Consider the following 18,989-nt stretch of genomic DNA (forward strand, 5'->3'; position numbering starts at 1 on the left):
GCACTCCCATAGGCCTTCTTTATCGGAGCTGGATGCTGAATTCCCATGGAAAACCCGGTCTGGGCTACTTACTCCGGGAGGCGTAAAGCAACCGATACACCGAGAGGTGTTCGAGGATACGTTCCAGGTAGCGCCGGGTTTCCTCGCTGGTGATCCGTTCGTAGAAGAGATCCACGTCCCCTCGGGCCGCTTCCCACCAACGCGCTGCGTTCCCCGGCCCCCCGTTATACGCGGCCAGGGCGATCCACAGGTTCCCCCCGAAGCGATCCCGCTGCCGGGCCAGATAATAAACCCCAAAGGCGATATTCACCTGAGGCCGATACAGCCATGTCTCCCGATATGGCTGGTCCAGCGCCGCGGCAATGGCCTGGGCCGTCGGCGGGATGATCTGCATCAGCCCCCGGGCCTGCGCGGAGGATACCGCATAGGGATCGAACAGGCTCTCCTGACGCATCAGGGCGTAAAGGAGCAGCGGGTCCAGGTTATAACGCTGCGCTTCCGCCAGCACCTGCTCGAGATAAGGCGTCGGATAGGCCAGACGGGCGAGGAACGGTGGGGCTTCCTGAGGGGCAATGCCCAGGCGGGCCAGCATGCGCGCTGCCGCTTGCAGAGAGAGGGCATCCGCCCCGCGCGCTCGAAAGGCCAGCGCGAGCTGATAGAGAGCCAGCGGATCCCCGTCCAGGTGCTGGCGCACGTTGGTCCAGAGCTTGCGGGCCTCTTCCACCCATCCCATCCGCCACGCCTCTTCCCCGGCCAGCCAGTCCGGATCCGACAGGAAGCGAGGGCTCCGCAAGATGGCGGTGTCCGTAATCCCCAGCCGGGCCGCTAGCCATGTCTCCGCTTCCTCCCGTCCGGATTCAGGATCCGGAAAGGTCGGGGAGGGATTTCCGTCCAGGAACTCCTGGCCGTTCAGAAGCATCCGGGCTCGCTCCCCGAGAAAGCGCCCGGCGGCCCGGGCGGCGACTTCCCGCCATTCCGAAGTCGCGCGTTCGCGATCTCCGCGGGCCATCGCCACTTTCCCCAACCAGAATTGGGCCGTCAGCGCCCAGGGCGAGTCGGGATATCGGCTCCGCAGGGTCTCCCAGGCTGCAGCGGCGGTGGTCAGATCCCCGCGAGCGTAGGCCAGCACGCCCATTCGATGCCACGCCTCCGGGGCGCGCGCGTCGGCAGGAAATCGTTCCGCTAGCTGACGATAAAAGGCCACCGCGGATGCCTCCACACCGTTCCTCTCCATGAGGCGCCCGGCTTCCCAGAGCAGGCGGGGGATGAAGGGATGATCGGGGAAGCGGGCAAGGAAGCGACCCCAGAGCGCGACCGCAGCCTCTGCGTTGCCCTCCTGAATCCATAACCGCCCTTTCTCCAGCCATCCCTCTGCCCAGTGAGAAGCTTCCGGATGATCCCGGAGCAACGCGTCCAGATGGGCATGGGCCGCCTTTGCGTTCCCTAGATCCCGGTAGCACAGCGCCGCATAATAATGGACATCGCCATGGTCTGGATGGGCGGCGATCCAGCGCTCAAAGGCCTGAACGGCCGGAAGGCATTGTCCAGCGAAATAATCGATCCGTCCGCGCAGGTCGTCGGGAACGGGGATCCCGGCGGCCACCAGGCGGACCAGCGCGTTGTAGGCCCCGATGGTATCCGGGGCCTCGCGGATCAGGCGCTGGAGTCGCGCATAGGCTTCGGCGGTTTGCCCGGCGTTTAGAAGGGTCTGAGCAGCCCGCCATTCGATGTAAGCTCGGTCGGCAGGATTCTGGGCGAAGGAAAGGATCGCCTGATACTGCTCCAGCGCCGCCGGATAGGCCTGAAGGGCTTCCAGGGTTTCCGCCAGCTGTTCCCGGATCGCCGCTTCCTGGCTTCGGTCCCGGGCGAAGGGTAAGGCCGCTTGGAGCTCCGCTGCAGCCGCTTCCCACCGACCGGCTTCTCGCAGGGCCAGCGCCCGTCGCATTCGCAGCTCCACGGTCAGCGGAGAGCCGGCAGCCAGCGCCTGGGCATACGCCTCCGCCGCCCCGATCGGATCCCCTGCCTGTCGCCGGGCGTCCCCAAGGAGCGCCCAGAGCTGGCGCGCCCATTCGGATGATAGGAGCTCCAGAGGCGCCTGGCTCAGCCGCTGTGCCGCTTCCAGCGGCCGCTCAGCGGCCAGCAACGCTCGCCCTATGCCCACCCATGCTTCCCCAGCCTGCTCCATGGACAGCGGGCCCTGAAGCGCCGCTGCGTAGGCCGTCGCGGCTTCCTCAAACGCTCCGGCTCGCATCGCCGCTTGAGCCCGCATCAGCCACTCGCTGGGGGAGGGGGCAGGGGTGGGTGGAGGCGTCGGGGAGGGGATGGGAGAGGGGGAGGCAGGGGCGGTAGGCATCCCTGTGGGGGTGAGGGAAGGAGAGGGGAACGGCCGCGGCATCCGGGCGAAGAGTGCCATTAGGCTCAGCAGCACGGCCCCCATCATGACCCAGCGCCAGAAAGGTGGGATGGTCTTTCGGGAACTCATCGGCGACCGTTCCCCGAAATGAGAAGATGATCTTAAAAGATCCGCGGAGCTTCAGGGAGAGGCCATGTCTCTATTCCCGTTCTATTCTCGTGAGGGGGGATGGGCTTCGAGCTCGGCGAAGGCCTCGCGGATCATCGCTTCTGGATCGGCTGTCCCTTCCCCTTTTTGAAGCCATAACAGGAACTCGATGTTGCCAGCCGGTCCGAGCAGTGGCGAGGGGATCATCCCGCGTGGCCACCAGCCCTGGCCCATGGCCCATTCGATCAGTGTCCGCAACACCCGCTCGTGCACCGCACGATCGCGCACAACGCCCCGCCGAACCTCGGCCCGACCAGCCTCGAACTGGGGCTTCACCAGGATAATCGCGTGACCTTCCGGGACCAGCCAGCGATGGGCGTTGGGGAGGATTAGGCGAACCGAGATAAAAGAGACATCGATCGTCACCAGATGGATCCGCTCCGGGAGCGATGAGAGATAGCGGGCGTTGGTCCGCTCCATGACGATCACACGGGGATCCTGGCGCAAGCGCAGGTCCAGGAGGCCATAGCCCACATCGATGGCGTACACCCGGGCCGCGCCATGCTGGAGCAGGCAATCTGTGAATCCTCCCGTGGAAGCGCCGACGTCCGCACAGATCGCTCCCTGGACCGGGACCGGGAAGCGGGCGAGGGCCGCGGCCAGCTTGATGCCGCCGCGGCTCACATAGGGGAGCGGCGCGGTTACAGTGATCGGCGCATCCGCCGGAACCAGGGCCCCCGGCTTGTCCACAACCCGGTCCCCAATCCGCACCCGTCCCGCGCGGATTAACCGTTGGGCGCGCTCTCGGCTCTCTGCCAATCCCCGCTCCACGAGGAGAAGATCCAGACGAACGCGAGCCATCCGAGATGCGGTCGCTGGATGAAGGTCAGGAGTCGTGCCCATGTATCGTTCTCTGGGGGTGAGCAGTGCGCTTTCTCTAAATTATAATGAAAGCAAATTCCCTTGGGGGGACATCGGATGGATCTGGGTGTGCCGATCCTGATGACAGGGGCCATCCTCGTGGTGGGGTGGTTTTTCTTAGGCATGCAATGGAATGTGCATAAAGGCCAACGCCTTTTGCGCTGGATGCGGGAGGGACTGCCCCTGCTCAGCGAGCGGACCACGCTGGAGTGGGTCGGGACGTCCCTGGTTCGGCTGCGGATGCGGGAGGCGAAAACCCCCTTCCGGGAGGTGGAGCTGCTCCTGGTTTTCGAGCCTCGGGATGTGCCCTTTCTCTGGCTGTTCTCCCGGTGGCGCGGGCGGCGGGATCTGATGATCGTGCGAGCGCGGCTCCGACAGCCCCCGGCCTTTGAGGGGGAATGGGCCAACCCCGCGATGTGGACCGGGCGGGAGATCCTTCAGCGCATCGTCTGGGGGGAGTGGGAGAATATGGATCTGGCAGGGGGACGCCTGGCGTATCGGGGAACCATAGCGCCACGGGTGATCGAGGAATGCCTGGGGGATCTGAGCCGCTGTTATCCCTACATCGCCCGACTGTCGGTGCGGCGTGCGGAGCCCCATCACCTCCAGATCCACGTGGGATTCCCCCGGGATCAGAAGATCCCGGCCCGGGAGGTTTTCCAGCAGCTCCGTCACATTGCGGAACGGGTCAGCCGTGGTTCAGCCCTCCCATCATGAGATTCACAATTCCGGAACGGAACGAGGATGCCCTTCCTTCTCGCAGCCTTGCTGGTGTTCCTGATCGCCGTTCTGCTTTCAGGGGGATCAACCCCTGTGGCGGCGCGTCTGGGCTATCGGCTAGGGATGCTGGCTCGGCCGGGAGGGCGTCGGCGGCATCGCGGGGAGATCCCGCGTACCGGCGGCCTGGCGCTCTGGATGGCGTTCGTTCTGGCGGCCCTCTTTGCGCAGAGCCTCCCGATCCCCCGCTTTGATTCGAAAGAGGTCATCCGCCTGATAGGCCTCTTGCTGGGCGGAACGCTCAGCCTAATCCTGGGGCTGATCGATGATCGATGGGAGCTCCCTCCGGGGCCGCAGTTCCTCGGGCAGATCCTGATCGCCCTTCTATCTTTGCCTTTTCTTATCTTCATCGAATACGTCAACAACCCGCTGACCGGCCGCCCGCTTTATTTCCCTCCCCTGATTGTTGTCCTGTTGACGGTTTTCTGGCTGGTGGGGATGATGAACACAGTGAACTGGCTGGATGGGATCGACGGCCTGGCCAGCGGGGTGGTGGCCATTGTGGCGCTGATCCTCTTCCTGCACGCCGGATATCGCCTGGATCCGCCTCAGCATAGCGTGGCCTTGCTGCCGGCGGCCCTGGCCGGAGCATGTGTGGGGTTTCTTCCCTGGAACTGGTCACCCGCCCGTCTGTTTCTGGGGTCTTCCGGCGCGCTCTTCCTCGGCTACACCCTGGGGGTCCTGGCGATCATCGGCGGCGCGAAGGTGGCCACGGTCGTGATGGCCATGGCGCTGCCCATCGCGGATGTGGCGTGGCTGATCGCCTATCGCTGGCGCCGAGGGCGACGTCCCACCCAGGGGGGGCGGGATCATTTGCACTTCCGCCTGCTGGATGCGGGATGGTCTCCGCATCGAATCCGGATGGCTTATTATGGCTTTGCCGCGGCCGCTGGAGGGATTGCCCTGCTGATCCCCTCTGCTCTCTATAAAGCCATGGCGCTGGCCATGCTGGGCGGGGTGCTCATGTGGGTGCTGCGCCAGGCGCCCCCTGAGGCTTCGGATTAAGAATGGATGCGGGTTCGGAGATAAGCTGAGGAAAGCCCTCTCGGGGAGACCGGAAGACTCTGGAAGAATCTGCTCGCTCCCTAATAATGATATCTCGGTGGCCTCCTCCTTCGCGAGCTTGCGCCTACCGCGTTGAGTTTGACAGGAGCTTTCTCGTCCGTTTATGGTTATGCGGTGACATGGGGATCCAGGCTGCTTGGACTCTCCTTCAGAGGAGCACCCTATGCTGGACGTGGAACGCATCCGGCGCAATCCGGAGGAGATCCGGATAGGGCTTCAGCATCGCGGGGAATCCCCGGATCTGGTGGATCGCTTTCTGGAGCTGGATGAAGCATATCGGGCGGCGTTGCAGGAAGTGGAGCGCTTGCGGGCAGTGCGCAATCAGGTCTCCCGGGAGATCGGGCAAATGCCGCCGGGACCGGAGCGGGAGGCCCGCATTGTCGAGATGCGGGAATTGGGCGAACGCTTGGCCGCTGAGGAGGTGCGGCTTCGGGATCTGGAGGCACAGCGGGAGGAGCTTTTGCTACAATTCCCGAACATCCCCCATCCCAGTGTCCCCATTGGTCCGGATGAATCCGCCAACCGGGTGGTGCGGATGGAAGGCGAGATCCCGGAGTTCGACTTCCCACCGCTCCCCCACTGGGAGCTGGGGCCGCGCCTGGGGCTGATCGATTTCGAGCGGGGGGTCAAGCTCTCCGGAAGCCGCTTTTATGTGCTCTGGGGGCTGGGCGCGCGTCTGGAGCGGGCCCTGATCCAGTGGCTGCTGGACCTTCACACGCAGATCCATGGTTACACGGAAGTCTATGTGCCCTTTGTGGTCAAGCGGGAGGCGCTGGTGGGCGCCGGGCAGCTTCCCAAGTTCGAGGACAACCTCTATCACGACGTGGAGGATGATATCTGGCTGGTTCCCACCGCTGAGGTGCCCCTCACCAACCTGCATCGGGATGAGATCCTGGAGGCGGAACAACTGCCCCTATATTACGTGGCCTACACGCCATGCTTCCGCCGGGAACGGATGTCCGCTGGTCGGGATGTGCGGGGGATCAAGCGCGGGCATCAGTTCGACAAGGTGGAGCTCTACAAGTTCACCACGCCGGAGACCTCCTATCTGGAGCTGGAGAAGATGGTGGAGGATGTGGTGGACACCTGCCGGCGTCTGGGGCTGCCGACCCGCGTGGTGGAGATCTGCACGGGGGACCTGGGTTTTGCGGCGGCGAAGACCTACGATGTGGAAGTTTATGCGGCCGGCTGTGGGGAATGGCTGGAGGTCAGCTCGGTGAGCAATACGGAGGACTTCCAGGCCCGGCGGGCGAACCTGCGCTACCGGCCCCGCCCGGGCGCGCGCCCGCGTTACGTGCATACCCTCAACGGGTCCGGCCTGGGCCTTCCCCGCACTGTGATCGCCATCCTGGAAAACTATCAGCAGCGGGATGGCAGCATTGTGGTCCCTGAGGTCTTGCGCCCCTACATGGGCGTAGAGGTCCTGCGGGGTCCCCGGTGAATTTCGGGGCCTCCGCATATCGATGCAACCCCCCCAAGATCCCTTCAAGGCGTGAATATGGAATCCCTGGAAGCCCGGTGGCGCCGGCTTCGAGGAAACCGTGTAGATCAGGCGGACTTTTCTCCTTGGCGGGGAGAGGGAATTCGCCTATGGGAGGAATCCCTGCCGCTGTTCCCGGGGCATGGGGATCTTCCGCTGGAGGCCTGGCGGAGGGCCTCGCGGGAAGCAGTGGCGACCCTGGCGGGCCATCCCGACTGGCTGGACATCCCGCCGGAAGGAGTGCTCTTTCTGGATACGGAGACTACCGGGCTGGTAGGAGGGGCCGGGACGATGGTCTTCCTCATCGGTTTCGCCCGGATCGAGGGGGAGGCGCTGGTGTTCCGTCAGCTTTTCCTGGCTGATCCGGCGGGGGAGCCGATGTTCTGGCGGACTTTCCTCGCGATGACCCGGGAGGTGCAGGGACTGGTGACGTTCAATGGGCGGGGTTTTGATCTTCCCCTGATCGAGATGCGCCTTGCGATGCAACGGCTTCGCTGGCATGGCCTGGACGTCCCGCACTGGGATCTTTTACCCACTGCCCGTCGCCTCTGGCGGCGTCGTCTTCCCTCCCGGGCGCTGGCTGCTCTGGAGGAGGCGGTGCTGGGGCTGGAACGTTCCCTGGGCGATGTGCCCGGCTATGAGATCCCCACCCGTTATTGGTCTTATCTGCAAACCCGGGATCTGAATCTGCTGGAGGGGGTGTTTCTTCACAACCGTCAGGATGTGCTTTCCATGGTGATCCTGGCGGCCCGGCTGGCCCATCTGTTTGAGGCGCCCGAGCTCGATCCTGCGGTCCAGGGCTGGGACTGGATGCAGTTGGGCCGGTGGTATCAAGAGAGCGGCCGCTGGGAGGCTGCCGAGCGAGCCTTTCGTCGGGCGCTGGAGGAGGGGGGAGAGGATCTAGAGCTCCGTCGGGCCGCGTGGCATGCGCTGGGGACGCTGTTGCGTCGAATGGGGCGCCTGGAGGAGGCCGCCCGGATCTGGCAGGAGTGGGCGATGGAGATCCCAGACGAGGTGCTTCCGGCGGTCCGGCTGGCCCGCTACTATGAGCGTGTCCGACGGGATCCGATGGAGGCCCGCCGCTGGGCTCAGATCGCTCTGGAGCGGATCGATCTTCAAGCTCATCCGGAGCGCTGGTGGAGTTTGAGGGAGAGTCTGATGCGCCGTATGGGCCGTTTGGGCAATGTCCTCTGGGCCGAATAGCAGGATATCGTTTTCAACGTTCCCTCTCCCGCAGCCGGTCGATCGCCTCGCGCAGCTTTCGGGCGATCTCGGCCATCTCGGCCTCGCTCGCATAGCGCTGCCGAGGCCAGAAAAAGCCCCTCAGCCCATCCCCTTTCCGCCGGGGAACGATGTGGATGTGCAGATGGGGTACGCTCTGGCTCACCCGGTTGTTGATGGCCACGAAGGACCCTTCCGCTCCCAGCCCGACTTCCACCGCCCGGGCCAGGAGGCGGGCGTTCTGAAACAGCGGCCCCACCAGTTCCGGCGGCAAATCGGTCAGGGTCTCATAATGAGACCGCGGGATCAGAAGACAATGTCCCGGGAACAGGGGGCGCTGGTCCAGGAAGGCCGCGGAGCGTTCATCTTCCAGCACCATGAAGGCGGGGGCCTCGCCGCGCAGGATGCGACAGAACACGCAGGTCATCGGCAATCCCCCTACGAGCCGTCGTCCTAATTCTTAGGCCCAGCCTAGGCGCCCGGGGTTCAGCCGACCCTCTGGGTCGAGCTGGGCTTTGATCCGGCGCATGACCTCCACCTCGGGCCGGAGCGGGGCCCACAGGCCCAGGGTCTGTTTGATCCCCTCCGGGCCGCCCAGGATCATGAAATGCCCCCCATGGGCGAGGGCGAAGGAGCGGAGCTCTTGCGCCCATGGGAGGAGGGTCTCCAGCGGCCCATGGCCTTCCGCATAGATCAAGCCCAGGGTTCCATGGGCTCGCCAGAGCGCTGGGATCTCTTCCAGAGCTTCCAGGACCGCAGCGCCCTCCGCCAACTGGGAAGGCAGTAGCCCCAGGCGCACGCCCAGCGTCTCCCTGGGGGTTGGGTTAGGGGGGATCGCCAGGGAAGGAATGCGAGCCCACAGGGCCGATGCGGTTTCCTCCGTCAAGCGGTCTTTCACCTGGGCCCCGGAGGCAGCGGCCGCGGCGTCTCGCCCCACCCGCTCAACCTGCGCTGGCCATCCGCCGGCCCGCACCAGCACCCAGACCCGTGCTCCGGGATCCGTGGGGAGTTCTATCTGTTCCCGCAGGATCTCCCATGCCCGGACGTTCATGACTTCCACCGCGAGGGGGAAGCCCGGGTGGCGGAGCATGCCCAGGGTCAGCGGCAGCGCATCCTCCACGCGGGGGAAGCTGAACACCCATGTGGCCTCCGCCTTGGGGCGCGGCCATAGCTTGAAGGCCGCTTCCACGATTACCCCTAACGTTCCCAGCGCGCCGTGGAACAGCTTCGGGAGGTCATATCCGGCCACGTTCTTGACCACCTCGCCTCCGCCCTGGATGAGCGTCCCATCGGCCAGGGCAACCCGGATCCCGATCAGCAAGTCCCGGGCTGAGCCGTAGCGGGCCCGCAACGGCCCGCTCAGGCCCGTGGCCAAGATCCCGCCGATCGTCGCCTGATCCCCAAAGGGCGGATCGAGGGGGAGCCATTGGCCGTGCTCAGCCAGCATCGTGTTGAGATCGGCGAGGCGGATCCCCGCTTCCACCCGGATGGTGAGATTGGCCGGACGATGGCGCAGGATCCGGGAGAGTCGGGTGAGATCCAGAGCGAGGTCGTAACGGGGCGGGACGTGGCCGATGCCCTGATGGGCGCCGCTCCCCCATGGCACCACCGCCCATCCCGAGCGGGCCGCCTCCCGGAGGGTCTCGGCGACCTCTTCCACGCGCTGCGGTTGCCGCACGATCGAAGGGACCACACCGTTCAGGGAATAGCGGGTGGTTAGATCCACAACTCCTCCTCCATCTCCGCAGGAGGCGGTGCGGTGCGATATCGAACAGGCTCCGTCATACGAGCCCTGCGGCGGCTCCATGTTTCCAGACACATCTTTGTGGAAGGGAACATCTTGCAAGGGTTGAGACGGTTCTCGGGATTGAAAGCCGCCTTGATACGGGCCATCGCCTCCAGGTCCGCCGGTGAGAACAGCAGGGGCATCAGATCTCGCTTCTCCAGCCCGATCCCGTGTTCGCCGGTCAGGGTTCCGCCGGCCTCCACGCAGGCCCGGATGATCTCCGCTCCGGCCTCCACGGCCCGTTGGGTGAGCTCTGGGTCCCGCTCGTCGAAGAGGATCAGCGGGTGAAGGTTTCCATCTCCCGCGTGGAAGACGTTGGCGATGGTGAGGCCATAGCGCTGCCCGATCTCCTGGATCTGGCGGAGGACCTTTGGCAGTTGATCCCGTGGCACCACACCATCCTGAACGTAGTAACTGGGTGCGAGGCGGCCCATGGCCCCGAAGGCGCCCTTGCGGCCAGACCACAGGCGTTCCCGCTCGGCCGGGTCTGTGGCGATGCGAACCTCCCGGGCGTCGAAGTGCTCGCAGATGCGGGCGATGTGAAGGGCGAGCTCCTCCAGGCCCTCCCACAGCCCTTCGACATCGATGAGCAACACGGCCCCGGCATCCATCGGGTAGCCGCAGCGCTTGGTGCTTTCCACGGCCTGGATCGCGGTGTGGTCCATCATCTCGATGGCTCCCGGGATGGTGCCATCGGCGATGATCGCAGAGACGGCCTCGCTGGCCTGGTCCACGGTGTCGAAGACTGCCAGCAGGGTGATCACCGCCTCGGGCGCCGGCATCAGGCGGAGGATCGCTTTGGTGACAATCCCCAGCGTGCCTTCCGAACCGACGATCAGCCCGGTGAGGTCGTAGCCCGGCCAGTCCCAGGCGGCGCCGCCGACCTCCATCACCTCGCCGTCGGGAAGTACCACCTCCAAGCCCAGGACATGGTGGGTCGTGACCCCATAGGCCAGACAATGAGGCCCTCCGGAGTTCTCCGCGATGTTGCCACCGATGGTGCATGCCTTCTGGCTGGAGGGATCTGGAGCGTAATACAGGCCGTGGGCCGCTGCGGCCTGGGAGACCGCGATGTTCACCACGCCGGGCTGCACCACGGCCCTCAGGTTCACCGGATCGATCTCCAGGATGCGGCGCATTCGCGTGGTGACGATCATCAGGCCGCCCTGGTCGGCTACCGCGCCGCCACTCAACCCGGTCCCGGCGCCCCGCACCACGATGGGTAGCCCATAGCGGTTCGCGATCCGCACGGCAGCGACCACCTGTTCCGTGGAAGTGGGGAAGACGACGAAATCCGGGCGCCCCTTATCGATGGAGGCATCGTATTCGTAGAGGAGGAGATGGTGATCTTCCCAGAGCACCCCACGGGGTCCGAAGATTTCCACGAGCTCCTGCCGCACCTGCCCTCGCTTCACTGCGCCCCCTTTCCGATCATCAGGGCCTGCACCTTTGGGCTCCGATCCGGAAAGCATGATGGCCTTCTCCATTTATCATAGCGTAAATGGCCATGCAAGGGTGGAGGAAAAAAGGCGAGGGCCGTCTTCGGCGGCCGTCGGTATCCCGAAATCTTCTCAGGCGGATAAGGCCAAAATATATAGGAGCATGCTGATTCGGAATCATACCCCATGAGGGAGCGAGGGCGCGGATGTCCCGCCGGGATCTTCTGTTGATTCCCCCGCTGTTGTTTTTTGCAGTGTTCTATCTTTACCCGCTGGTTTCGATCCTGAGCCTGAGCCTGGCCCCTGAAGGGATCATCCGTTGGGAGGTCATGGTTCAAACGCTTCAAGGGGCAACCTTCTGGAGGATCTTGGGGTTCACGGTAGGTCAGGCGGCGCTTTCCACTGGCGTCACCCTGGCGCTGGGTCTGCCTCTAACGGGCCTCTTCGCTCGCTATCCTTTTCCGGGCCGGGGCTGGTGGCAGGCGATGGCGACTGTGCCTTTCGTCCTGCCGACCGTCGTGGTGGCGGCCGCCTTCACCGCGCTCCTGGGCCCCCGGGGCTGGGTGAACCAGATCCTGATGGCCGCGCTGGGTCTTCCGGAGCCGCCCATCTCTTTCCTCAACACCTTGACGGCCATCGTGGTCGCTCACGTGTTCTACAACCTCACGCTGGTGCTGCGCATCGTCGGGAATGCCTGGGCCCATCTGGATCCGACACTGGAAATGGCAGCTCGCACGCTGGGGGCGGACCGCTGGCAAACCCTGCGACGGGTGACACTTCCCCTTCTGATGCCGGCGATCCTGGCGGCGACGGCGCTGGTGTTCCTCTTTGACTTCACGAGCTTCGGTGTGGTGTTGTTGCTAGGCGGCCCCCGATACGCCACGCTGGAGGTGGAAATCTACCGGCAGGCGGTTGGCCTTTTCAACCTTCCCGTCGCCGCCACCTTGGCCCTGACTCAGCTGGGGCTGTCCTTCGGGATCCTGGCGATCTATACTCGCCTCCAGGCCCGGCTCACGTTCCCGTTGGAATGGCGCCCGGCGGCTTCCACGATCCGCCCGCCGCGCAGGGGACTGGAGCGTGTAGGGGTGGGTTTGGGGATGGCGGTGCTTTTCCTGTGGATCGGGCTGCCGTTGCTGGCGCTGATCTTACGTTCGCTCACCCCGATGACCCTCCGTAAGCCGGGAGAGGCGGCGGTCTACACCGGGTGGATCACGCTGGGATATTATCGGGAGCTGTGGATTAACCGGCGGGGATCCGTCACGTATATCCCGCCGATCGAGGCGGTGCGCAACTCCCTGGTCTTCGCCATTGCGGTCATGACGCTCTCGCTCCTGCTGGGGGGGCTGGCGGCTTATGGGATGGCCGGCCGCCGCCGTCGCCGGTGGTTGGATCCTCTGCTGATGCTTCCCCTTTCGACTTCTGCCGTCACGCTGGGGTTCGGGTTCCTGGTGGGGTTCAGCCGTCCTCCGGCGTTCCTGTGGGCGTGGCCGGGGATCGTGGAAGCCCTCATGGCCCTGCGCACCTCATCCCTTCTGGTGGTGATCGCCCACACGCTGATTGCCTATCCCTTTGTGGTGCGCATCCTCCTGCCGGCGATGGAAGGGATGAACCCCCGCTGGCGGGAGGCGGCGATGACCCTGGGGGCTTCCCCCTGGCGGGTCTGGTGGCATGTGGAAGCGCCACTGTTGGGGCGGGCGCTGCTCACAGCCGCGGTCTTCGCCTTCTGTGTCTCCCTGGGGGAGTTCGGCGCCACCGCCCTGATCGCCCGGCCGACGATGACCACCATGCCCCTGGCCATTGCCCGCTTTCTGAGCCAGCCCGGCGAGCTGAACCTGGGCCAGGCGATGGCCATGAGCACCCTGTTGCTCCTCCTTACTTTCTTCGGTATTCTTCTCATCGAGCGCTTTCGGTATCGAGGCCTCGGGGCGTTTTAGTGGGCTGTGCATCCCGGGGCTGTTCTCCCCACCCATTAGGGGAGGCCTGCGATCCCAGCTCATAGAGCGAGGGGAACTCGGGTGGTTCCGCTCAGCGGGACGTTGAGCCTTATGGAGGGTTGATTTCGCGGAGGCCTGGGAGGCGAACTCGAATGCGGCAGTGGATGATCTCGGTCTTCGGCAGCAGCGCGCCATCCCCGGAATCCGCCGATTATCAGATCGCCCGGGAGCTCGGCCGCCGGCTGGCCCAGGCCGGGTTCGTGGTGGTGAGCGGCGGGTACCGTGGAACGATGGAGGCGGTGTGCCGCGGGGCGAAGGAGGCCGGCGGTCGGACCATCGGGGTGACGGTGGATAGGTTCGATCGCTGGGGCCTAAAAGCCAATCCTTACTTGGATGTGGAGATCAAATTCCCTACTCTCTTTCAGCGCCTTCACTATCTGGTCACCACCAGCGATGCGCTGATCGCCCTCCCCGGGGGCATCGGCACCTTAAGCGAGATGGCGCTGGCCTGGAGCCTTCTGCAAACCGGTGAGCTCCCTCCCCGGCCGTTTCTGCTTCTGGGCTCCCGATGGCGACGCTTGCTGGAAGCGTATCTGGATCCGTTTTACATTCGGGAGGAGGATGCGGCAATCCTGCAGCTGGTGGAGACGCCTGAGGAAGCCATCGCGGCATTGGAGGCCCGGCTGGAACGCCCGGTGGAGCGGATCTCCCGTCCACGGGGTTGACCCGGCGATTCACCTGTTTTTCCGGTGTATGAGGAGGTTCTCTTGAAGATCCTTTGTGTGGACATCGGGACGGGGACCCAGGACATCCTGCTCTATGATAGCCGGAGGGAGCTGGAGAACGCCTATCAGCTGATCATGCCCTCGCCCACGATCCGGGTCGCTCAGGCGATCCGCCAGGCGACCCGGGAGCGGCGGCCCCTTCTCCTCACCGGCGTTACGATGGGGGGAGGCCCATGCCAGTGGGCTGTGGAGGACCACCTTCGGGCGGGCCTTCCGGTGTATGCGACCCCCGAGGCGGCGCGCACGTTCAACGATGACCTGAACGCGGTGCAGGCCATGGGGGTGCGGATCATCGGGGAGGAAGAAGCCGCCCGCATGGATGAGCGGGTGGTCCGCCTGGTGTTGCGGGATTTCGATTGGGATGCGCTGCGGCAGGCTTTTGAAGCCTTCGGTGTCCCCCTTCAGCCCGATGGGATCGCGGTGGCGGCCTTTGATCATGGCGCGGCGCCCCCGGGATATTCTGATCGGAAGTTCCGATTCGACTATCTCGCCCGGCAGCTTTCCGAGCATCGGGATCTCACAGTTTTCGCCCATCGAGGGGAGGAGATCCCTCCCGCCCTGACCCGGTTGCAGGCGGTGGTGCGTACCGTTCGAGAGGTCTTCGAGGGGCCGGTGGTGGGGATGGATACGGCTCCCGCGGCGGTCCTGGGGGCGACCCTGGATCCCCGGGTGGCGGCCTGGCGGCAGTGCCTCATCGTCAATATCGGGAATTTCCATACCCTTGCTTTTCGCTTGCGGGAGGGGCGGGTGGAGGGACTTTTCGAGCACCACACGGGCTTTCTGGATCGGGAGAAGTTGGATCGCCTGTTGAGCCAGCTGGCGGGAGGCACGCTGGACTTTGAGGAAGTGTTCGGGGATATGGGCCATGGAGCGCTGATGTTCGATAGGGCGCCGATGAAGCTGGAGGGGGTAGCGGTTGTGGGGCCTCGCCGCGGGCTGCTGCGGGGGTCCCGCCATCCGGTTTACCTCGCCGTCCCCTATGGGGATATGATGCTGGCCGGCTGCTTCGGGCTGTTGCGGGCCTTCGCCGCCCTTTACCCGGAGTTCGCCCCCGCCGTTATGGACTCCCTGCATGGAGCTTCCCGTCCGGCACCGTGGGAGACGCTGGATTGATTTCTCCCCGGGGTCTTCGTTTCAGCAATCCCCTTGGGGAGCTCAGAGGAGACTTTTGTCCAGGACGAAGGAGATGATCCGGTATGTGGGCGGCCTGCACCCATATCAGCGAAAGACATGGAGGAGCCTCATCGAATGAGCACGAGCGTTCGGGTGGATGTAGTCATCCCGGTCTACAATGAGGAGCGGGACCTGGAGCCCAGCGTTCACAAATTGCGCGCTTTTCTGCAGGCGAATTGCCCTTACCGCTGGCGAATTGTGATCGCGGATAACGCCTCGGTGGATCGCACGCCAGAGATCGGGCAGCGACTGGCCGCACAATGGCCCGATGAGGTGCGCTATATCCGGCTGAACCGCAAGGGACGGGGGCGGGCGCTGCGCAAGGCTTGGCTGGAGAGCGATGCCGATGTGATGGCCTATATGGATGTCGATCTCTCCACAGACCTCAGCGCCTTCATGCCCCTGATTCAACCTCTGGTCGAAGGGCGCTATCACATCGCTACTGGGAATCGGTTGCATCCCCAATCCCGGATCACGCGCTCGCTCAAGCGCGAGCTGATCTCCCGTGTTTATAACTTCATCGTCTGGCTGCTTTTCCCCCGCCGGCGTTTTCAGGATGCCCAGTGTGGGTTCAAGGCCATTACCCGCCAGGCGGCCCGCGAGTTGATCCCCCTGGTGGCCAATCAGTCGTGGTTCTTCGACACGGAGTTGTTGCTGCGGGCGGAGCAACGGGGTTACACGGTATGGGAGGTCCCAGTGATCTGGCGGGAGGATCCGGATACCCGGGTGAAGATCGTGCGCACCGCCCTGGAGGATCTGCGAGGTCTGTGGCGGGTTCGACGGACCCCCCATCCCCTCCCCATCTATACAGATCCGGAAGCGGATTATCCGGATTGAGGGCCTGGAATGTGAATCCTCTGGACAGCTAGGGTGCCGGCCAGGGGGCTTTCCGGGTATCCCATGCGGTTTGTGGGGGAAATGCGCTGCGGAACTCCTGTCGGAGGGACCCGATGGAACGGTTCGGGCGATTGCTGCGGGTGAATCTTTCCACTGGCGTCATCGTACGGGAGGAGATTCCTCCTTCTTGGATCGAAAGCTTCATCGGGGGAAGCGCTCTGGCGGCTCGCCTGCTGTGGGAGCGCCTGCGGCCGGAGGTGGACCCTCTGGGCCCGGAGAACCCCCTGCTGTTCATCACCGGTCCCCTGACCGGAACGGCAGGGCCGGCCGTAGGACGGTTCACGGTGTGTGCCCGTTCCCCTGCCACTGGCCTGTGGGGCGAATCCAACTGCGGCGGGTTCTGGGGGCCGGAGCTGCGGTTCGCGGGCTATGATGCGCTGCTGATCGAAGGGCGTGCCCCGGAGCCGGTTTACCTGTGGATCGCTTCGGGCCGAGCAGAGATCCGTCCGGCTTCCCATCTTTGGGGCCAGGATCCCTATACCGTGCAGGCGATCGTGCGAAAGGAAGTGGGGGATCCCCTCGCCCGGGTGGCGGCCATCGGCCTTGCCGGCGAGAACCGGGTTCCCTTCGCTCTCATCCTGTGCGATCACGGCCGGGTGGCTGGCCGGACCGGGATGGGAGCGGTGATGGGTTCCAAGAACTTAAAGGCCATTGCGGTGCGGGGAGGCCAACCCGTGCCCCTGGCCCGCCCGGAAGCCTTCCAGACGCTGCGAGCCCAGGTCAACCGGGCGCTGCGGGAGGATAACCTGACCCGGGTGTTCCGGGAGACCGGAACGGCGGGCGCGGCGGAGTATTTCGAGTTGCTGGGGAGCATGCCCAAACGATATTACGGGCAGGGAGCCTGGGAGGGGGCCTCCCGAATCAGCGGGGCGGCCATGGCCGAGACCATTCTTTCCGGGGTGTCGGCCTGCCATGCATGTGTGATCGCCTGCGGGCGGGTGGTGACCATCCCCGAAGGCCCCTATGCCCGGACGAAGGCGAAGGGTCCAGAATATGAGACCATTGCGGCCTTCGGCCCGAACCTTCTGCATGATGATCTCCCGACGATCACGCACCTGGGGGATCTTTGCGATCGCTACGGCCTGGATTCGATCAGCATGGGGAATGTGCTGGGCCTGGCCTATTTGTTGTTCGAAAAAGGTCGGATCACAGAGCGGGAGACCGGTGGCCTCATCCTGCGCTGGGGTGACGTCCGGCCGGTGGAGACTCTGATTGCCCAGACGGCCCGGCGGGAGGGGTTCGGCGCGCTCCTGGCCCTGGGGGCGCGAGGGCTGGGACAGGCGTTCGGGGCGGAGGATCTGGCCGTCGAGGTGAAGGGCCTCGAGGTTCCCTATCACGATCCGCGGGGGGTTGCCGGGATGGCGTTGAGCTATGCGACTTCCCCGCGCGGGGCCTGCCATAATCAGAGCGATTTCTTCATGGTGGAATTGGGCCAGTCCATCGAGGAACTGGGCATCCCGTATCTGGACCGGCATCAGATCGAAGGGAAGGCGCGCTATGTGGCGATCCATCAGGACTGGCGCACGGTGTGCAACAGCCTGGTGCTGTGTTATTTTGCAAACGTCGCCCCCCGCATGGTCCTCGCGCTGCTCAATGCCGCCATGGGCTGGGATTGGGATCTGCCCACGATGCTGGAGGCGGGGGAGCGGGGCTGGCAATTGAAGCGAGCGATCAACGGCCGTCTCGGCGCTACCCGGGCTGATGACCGGTTGCCCAGGCGTTTGCTGGAGCCCTTGGCCGATGGAGGGGCCGCGGGCTTCGTTCCGGATTTGGAGACGATGCTGCGGGAATATTATGAGGTCCGCGGATGGGACCCGGAGACAGGCCAGCCCACCCCGGAAACCCTTCAGCGTTTGGGGCTGGAATTTGTGGCTCAGGCGACCCCCTGAGCGAGGCGCCGCTGGTTTCCTTCGGAGGGCTTGTGGGGTTGATCCCACCTCCTTGGGTTTGAGCGTAACCCCGATCCGCATTTAGAGGAAAAATCGATGCGCGTGCTGGTCACCGGGGCGACTGGCTTCCTGGGCCGAAACCTTTGTCCTTACCTGGTGGAACGGGGACACTCCGTGCGCGCCCTGGTTCGACCGTCCTCGGACTGGAGGTTCCTGACGGAGCGGGGAGTCGAGATCGCCTTCGGCGATGTGCAGGATCCCGGCTCGGTTCATGCGGCCCTCGCCGGATGCGATGCGGTGATTCATGCCGCGGGCTACTTTCGGTTCTGGGGGCCTCGGGATCAGTATTGGGTGGTGAATGTGATCGGGACCCGGAACGTGGTTCATGCGGCGGAGCGGATGGGGGTTCAGCGGTTCATCCATATCTCGACGGTGGCGGTGGTCGGGCGGCCGCGCTCGGGGACTGTGATCGATGAAACCTATCCGTGCCGGCCTGTGGATGAATACCAGCGGACGAAGCTGGAAGGGGAGTGGATCGTTCAGGAGGCGGCCTACAGAGGGCTTCCGGCTGTGATCTTACGCCCCGGGGCGTTTTATGGCCCGTGGGGACGTTATGCGTTCAACCGGCTCTTTTTCGAGGATTTCCTAAAGGGTTTGCGCCTTCAGGTGCACGGCGGCCGTCGCTATACGTTCCCGATCTTCGTTCCGGATCTGTGCCGGGTCATTGAGGCTGCGCTGAGCCAGGGACGGGTAGGGGAGATCTACAACGTAGCAGATCGCAGCCGGCAGCATCGAGAGATCTACGAGATCGTGGCCCGCATCGCGGGAGTTCCCGCGTGGCGAATCAATGTCCCGGCCGCGCCCATGCTCATACTGGCATGGATCTGGACGAAGCTGGCGGATCTCACCGGGCGGGAGCCCTATTATCCCCTGGCGCTGGCCTCTTACGTGTTCTACGACTGGAAAGTTTCCTCTGAGAAGGCGAAACGGGAGCTGGGGTTCGAGCCAACGCCTTTTGAAGAAGGAGCCAGGCGGACCCTCGAGTGGTACTGGAGCCAGGGGATCCTAGCCCCGCCTCGAAGAAGATGAGCCGCCTCCCCGTGTTTCCGCTTCACGCCGATG

The 18,989-nt window shown here is 64.6% G+C and carries 15 protein-coding genes; 10 read left to right on the forward strand and 5 right to left on the reverse strand.

Going from position 1 to position 18,989, the window contains the following annotated elements:
- Positions 1 to 64 precede the first annotated feature (64 nt).
- Together ACFMO3_RS02390 and ACFMO3_RS02395 are read right to left on the reverse strand one after the other, a co-directional pair.
- Positions 65 to 2,482, reverse strand: coding sequence for a transglycosylase SLT domain-containing protein (locus ACFMO3_RS02390; RefSeq protein ID WP_376788836.1), 2,418 nt, complete (start codon positions 2,480 to 2,482; stop codon positions 65 to 67).
- Between the two features lie 81 nt (positions 2,483 to 2,563).
- Positions 2,564 to 3,361, reverse strand: a complete 798-nt coding sequence (locus ACFMO3_RS02395; RefSeq protein WP_376788837.1) for a TlyA family RNA methyltransferase — start codon at positions 3,359 to 3,361, stop codon at positions 2,564 to 2,566.
- A gap of 117 nt (positions 3,362 to 3,478) precedes the next feature.
- Between ACFMO3_RS02395 and ACFMO3_RS02400 the strand changes: the two genes are divergently transcribed.
- The 4 genes from ACFMO3_RS02400 (at position 3,479) to ACFMO3_RS02415 (ending at position 7,946) form a co-directional block, all read left to right on the forward strand.
- Positions 3,479 to 4,138, forward strand: a complete 660-nt coding sequence (locus ACFMO3_RS02400) for a hypothetical protein (protein WP_376788838.1) — start codon at positions 3,479 to 3,481, stop codon at positions 4,136 to 4,138.
- Between the two features lie 27 nt (positions 4,139 to 4,165).
- Positions 4,166 to 5,203 carry an MraY family glycosyltransferase gene (locus tag ACFMO3_RS02405; protein WP_376788839.1) on the forward strand — a complete coding sequence of 346 codons (1,038 nt, stop codon included), beginning with the start codon at positions 4,166 to 4,168 and terminating at the stop codon, positions 5,201 to 5,203.
- A 223-nt stretch (positions 5,204 to 5,426) separates the two neighbouring features.
- A complete protein-coding gene (gene serS / locus ACFMO3_RS02410; RefSeq protein ID WP_376788840.1) occupies positions 5,427 to 6,704 on the forward strand; it encodes a serine--tRNA ligase in 1,278 nt (425 codons plus the stop codon).
- A gap of 228 nt (positions 6,705 to 6,932) precedes the next feature.
- Positions 6,933 to 7,946 (forward strand): ribonuclease H-like domain-containing protein, encoded by a 1,014-nt coding sequence (locus ACFMO3_RS02415; protein WP_376788841.1) that lies wholly within the window; start codon positions 6,933 to 6,935, stop codon positions 7,944 to 7,946.
- A 13-nt stretch (positions 7,947 to 7,959) separates the two neighbouring features.
- Here ACFMO3_RS02415 and ACFMO3_RS02420 read toward each other — a convergent pair whose 3' ends face one another.
- The 3 genes from ACFMO3_RS02420 to ACFMO3_RS02430 are packed head-to-tail and all read right to left on the reverse strand — an operon-like array spanning position 7,960 to position 11,165.
- Positions 7,960 to 8,391 (reverse strand): HIT family protein, encoded by a 432-nt coding sequence (locus ACFMO3_RS02420; protein ID WP_376788842.1) that lies wholly within the window; start codon positions 8,389 to 8,391, stop codon positions 7,960 to 7,962.
- Positions 8,392 to 8,424: 33 nt separating this feature from the next.
- Complete coding sequence (locus tag ACFMO3_RS02425) at positions 8,425 to 9,690, reverse strand: FAD-binding oxidoreductase (protein ID WP_376788843.1); 1,266 nt, start codon at positions 9,688 to 9,690, stop codon at positions 8,425 to 8,427.
- A complete protein-coding gene (locus ACFMO3_RS02430; protein WP_376788844.1) occupies positions 9,681 to 11,165 on the reverse strand; it encodes an FAD-binding oxidoreductase in 1,485 nt (494 codons plus the stop codon). The genes ACFMO3_RS02425 and ACFMO3_RS02430 overlap by 10 nt, the downstream gene beginning before the upstream one ends.
- A gap of 230 nt (positions 11,166 to 11,395) precedes the next feature.
- On the opposite strand from ACFMO3_RS02430, the gene ACFMO3_RS02435 reads away from it, so the two are divergent.
- The 6 genes from ACFMO3_RS02435 to ACFMO3_RS02460 all read left to right on the forward strand — a co-directional run bounded on the left by ACFMO3_RS02435 (position 11,396) and on the right by ACFMO3_RS02460 (position 18,956).
- Positions 11,396 to 13,123 (forward strand): ABC transporter permease, encoded by a 1,728-nt coding sequence (locus ACFMO3_RS02435; RefSeq protein ID WP_376788845.1) that lies wholly within the window; start codon positions 11,396 to 11,398, stop codon positions 13,121 to 13,123.
- A gap of 152 nt (positions 13,124 to 13,275) precedes the next feature.
- Positions 13,276 to 13,848, forward strand: coding sequence for a TIGR00730 family Rossman fold protein (locus ACFMO3_RS02440; RefSeq protein ID WP_376788846.1), 573 nt, complete (start codon positions 13,276 to 13,278; stop codon positions 13,846 to 13,848).
- Positions 13,849 to 13,890: 42 nt separating this feature from the next.
- Positions 13,891 to 15,021, forward strand: coding sequence for a DUF1786 domain-containing protein (locus ACFMO3_RS02445; RefSeq protein ID WP_376788847.1), 1,131 nt, complete (start codon positions 13,891 to 13,893; stop codon positions 15,019 to 15,021).
- Between the two features lie 135 nt (positions 15,022 to 15,156).
- Complete coding sequence (locus ACFMO3_RS02450; RefSeq protein ID WP_376788848.1) at positions 15,157 to 15,918, forward strand: dolichyl-phosphate beta-glucosyltransferase; 762 nt, start codon at positions 15,157 to 15,159, stop codon at positions 15,916 to 15,918.
- A gap of 113 nt (positions 15,919 to 16,031) precedes the next feature.
- Positions 16,032 to 17,867 carry an aldehyde ferredoxin oxidoreductase family protein gene (locus ACFMO3_RS02455; RefSeq protein WP_376788849.1) on the forward strand — a complete coding sequence of 612 codons (1,836 nt, stop codon included), beginning with the start codon at positions 16,032 to 16,034 and terminating at the stop codon, positions 17,865 to 17,867.
- A gap of 96 nt (positions 17,868 to 17,963) precedes the next feature.
- Positions 17,964 to 18,956 (forward strand): NAD-dependent epimerase/dehydratase family protein, encoded by a 993-nt coding sequence (locus ACFMO3_RS02460; RefSeq protein WP_376788850.1) that lies wholly within the window; start codon positions 17,964 to 17,966, stop codon positions 18,954 to 18,956.
- Positions 18,957 to 18,989 lie beyond the last annotated feature (33 nt).

The sequence above is a fragment of the Thermoflexus sp. genome, from assembly GCF_042408815.1.
Taxonomy (GTDB): domain Bacteria; phylum Chloroflexota; class Anaerolineae; order Thermoflexales; family Thermoflexaceae; genus Thermoflexus.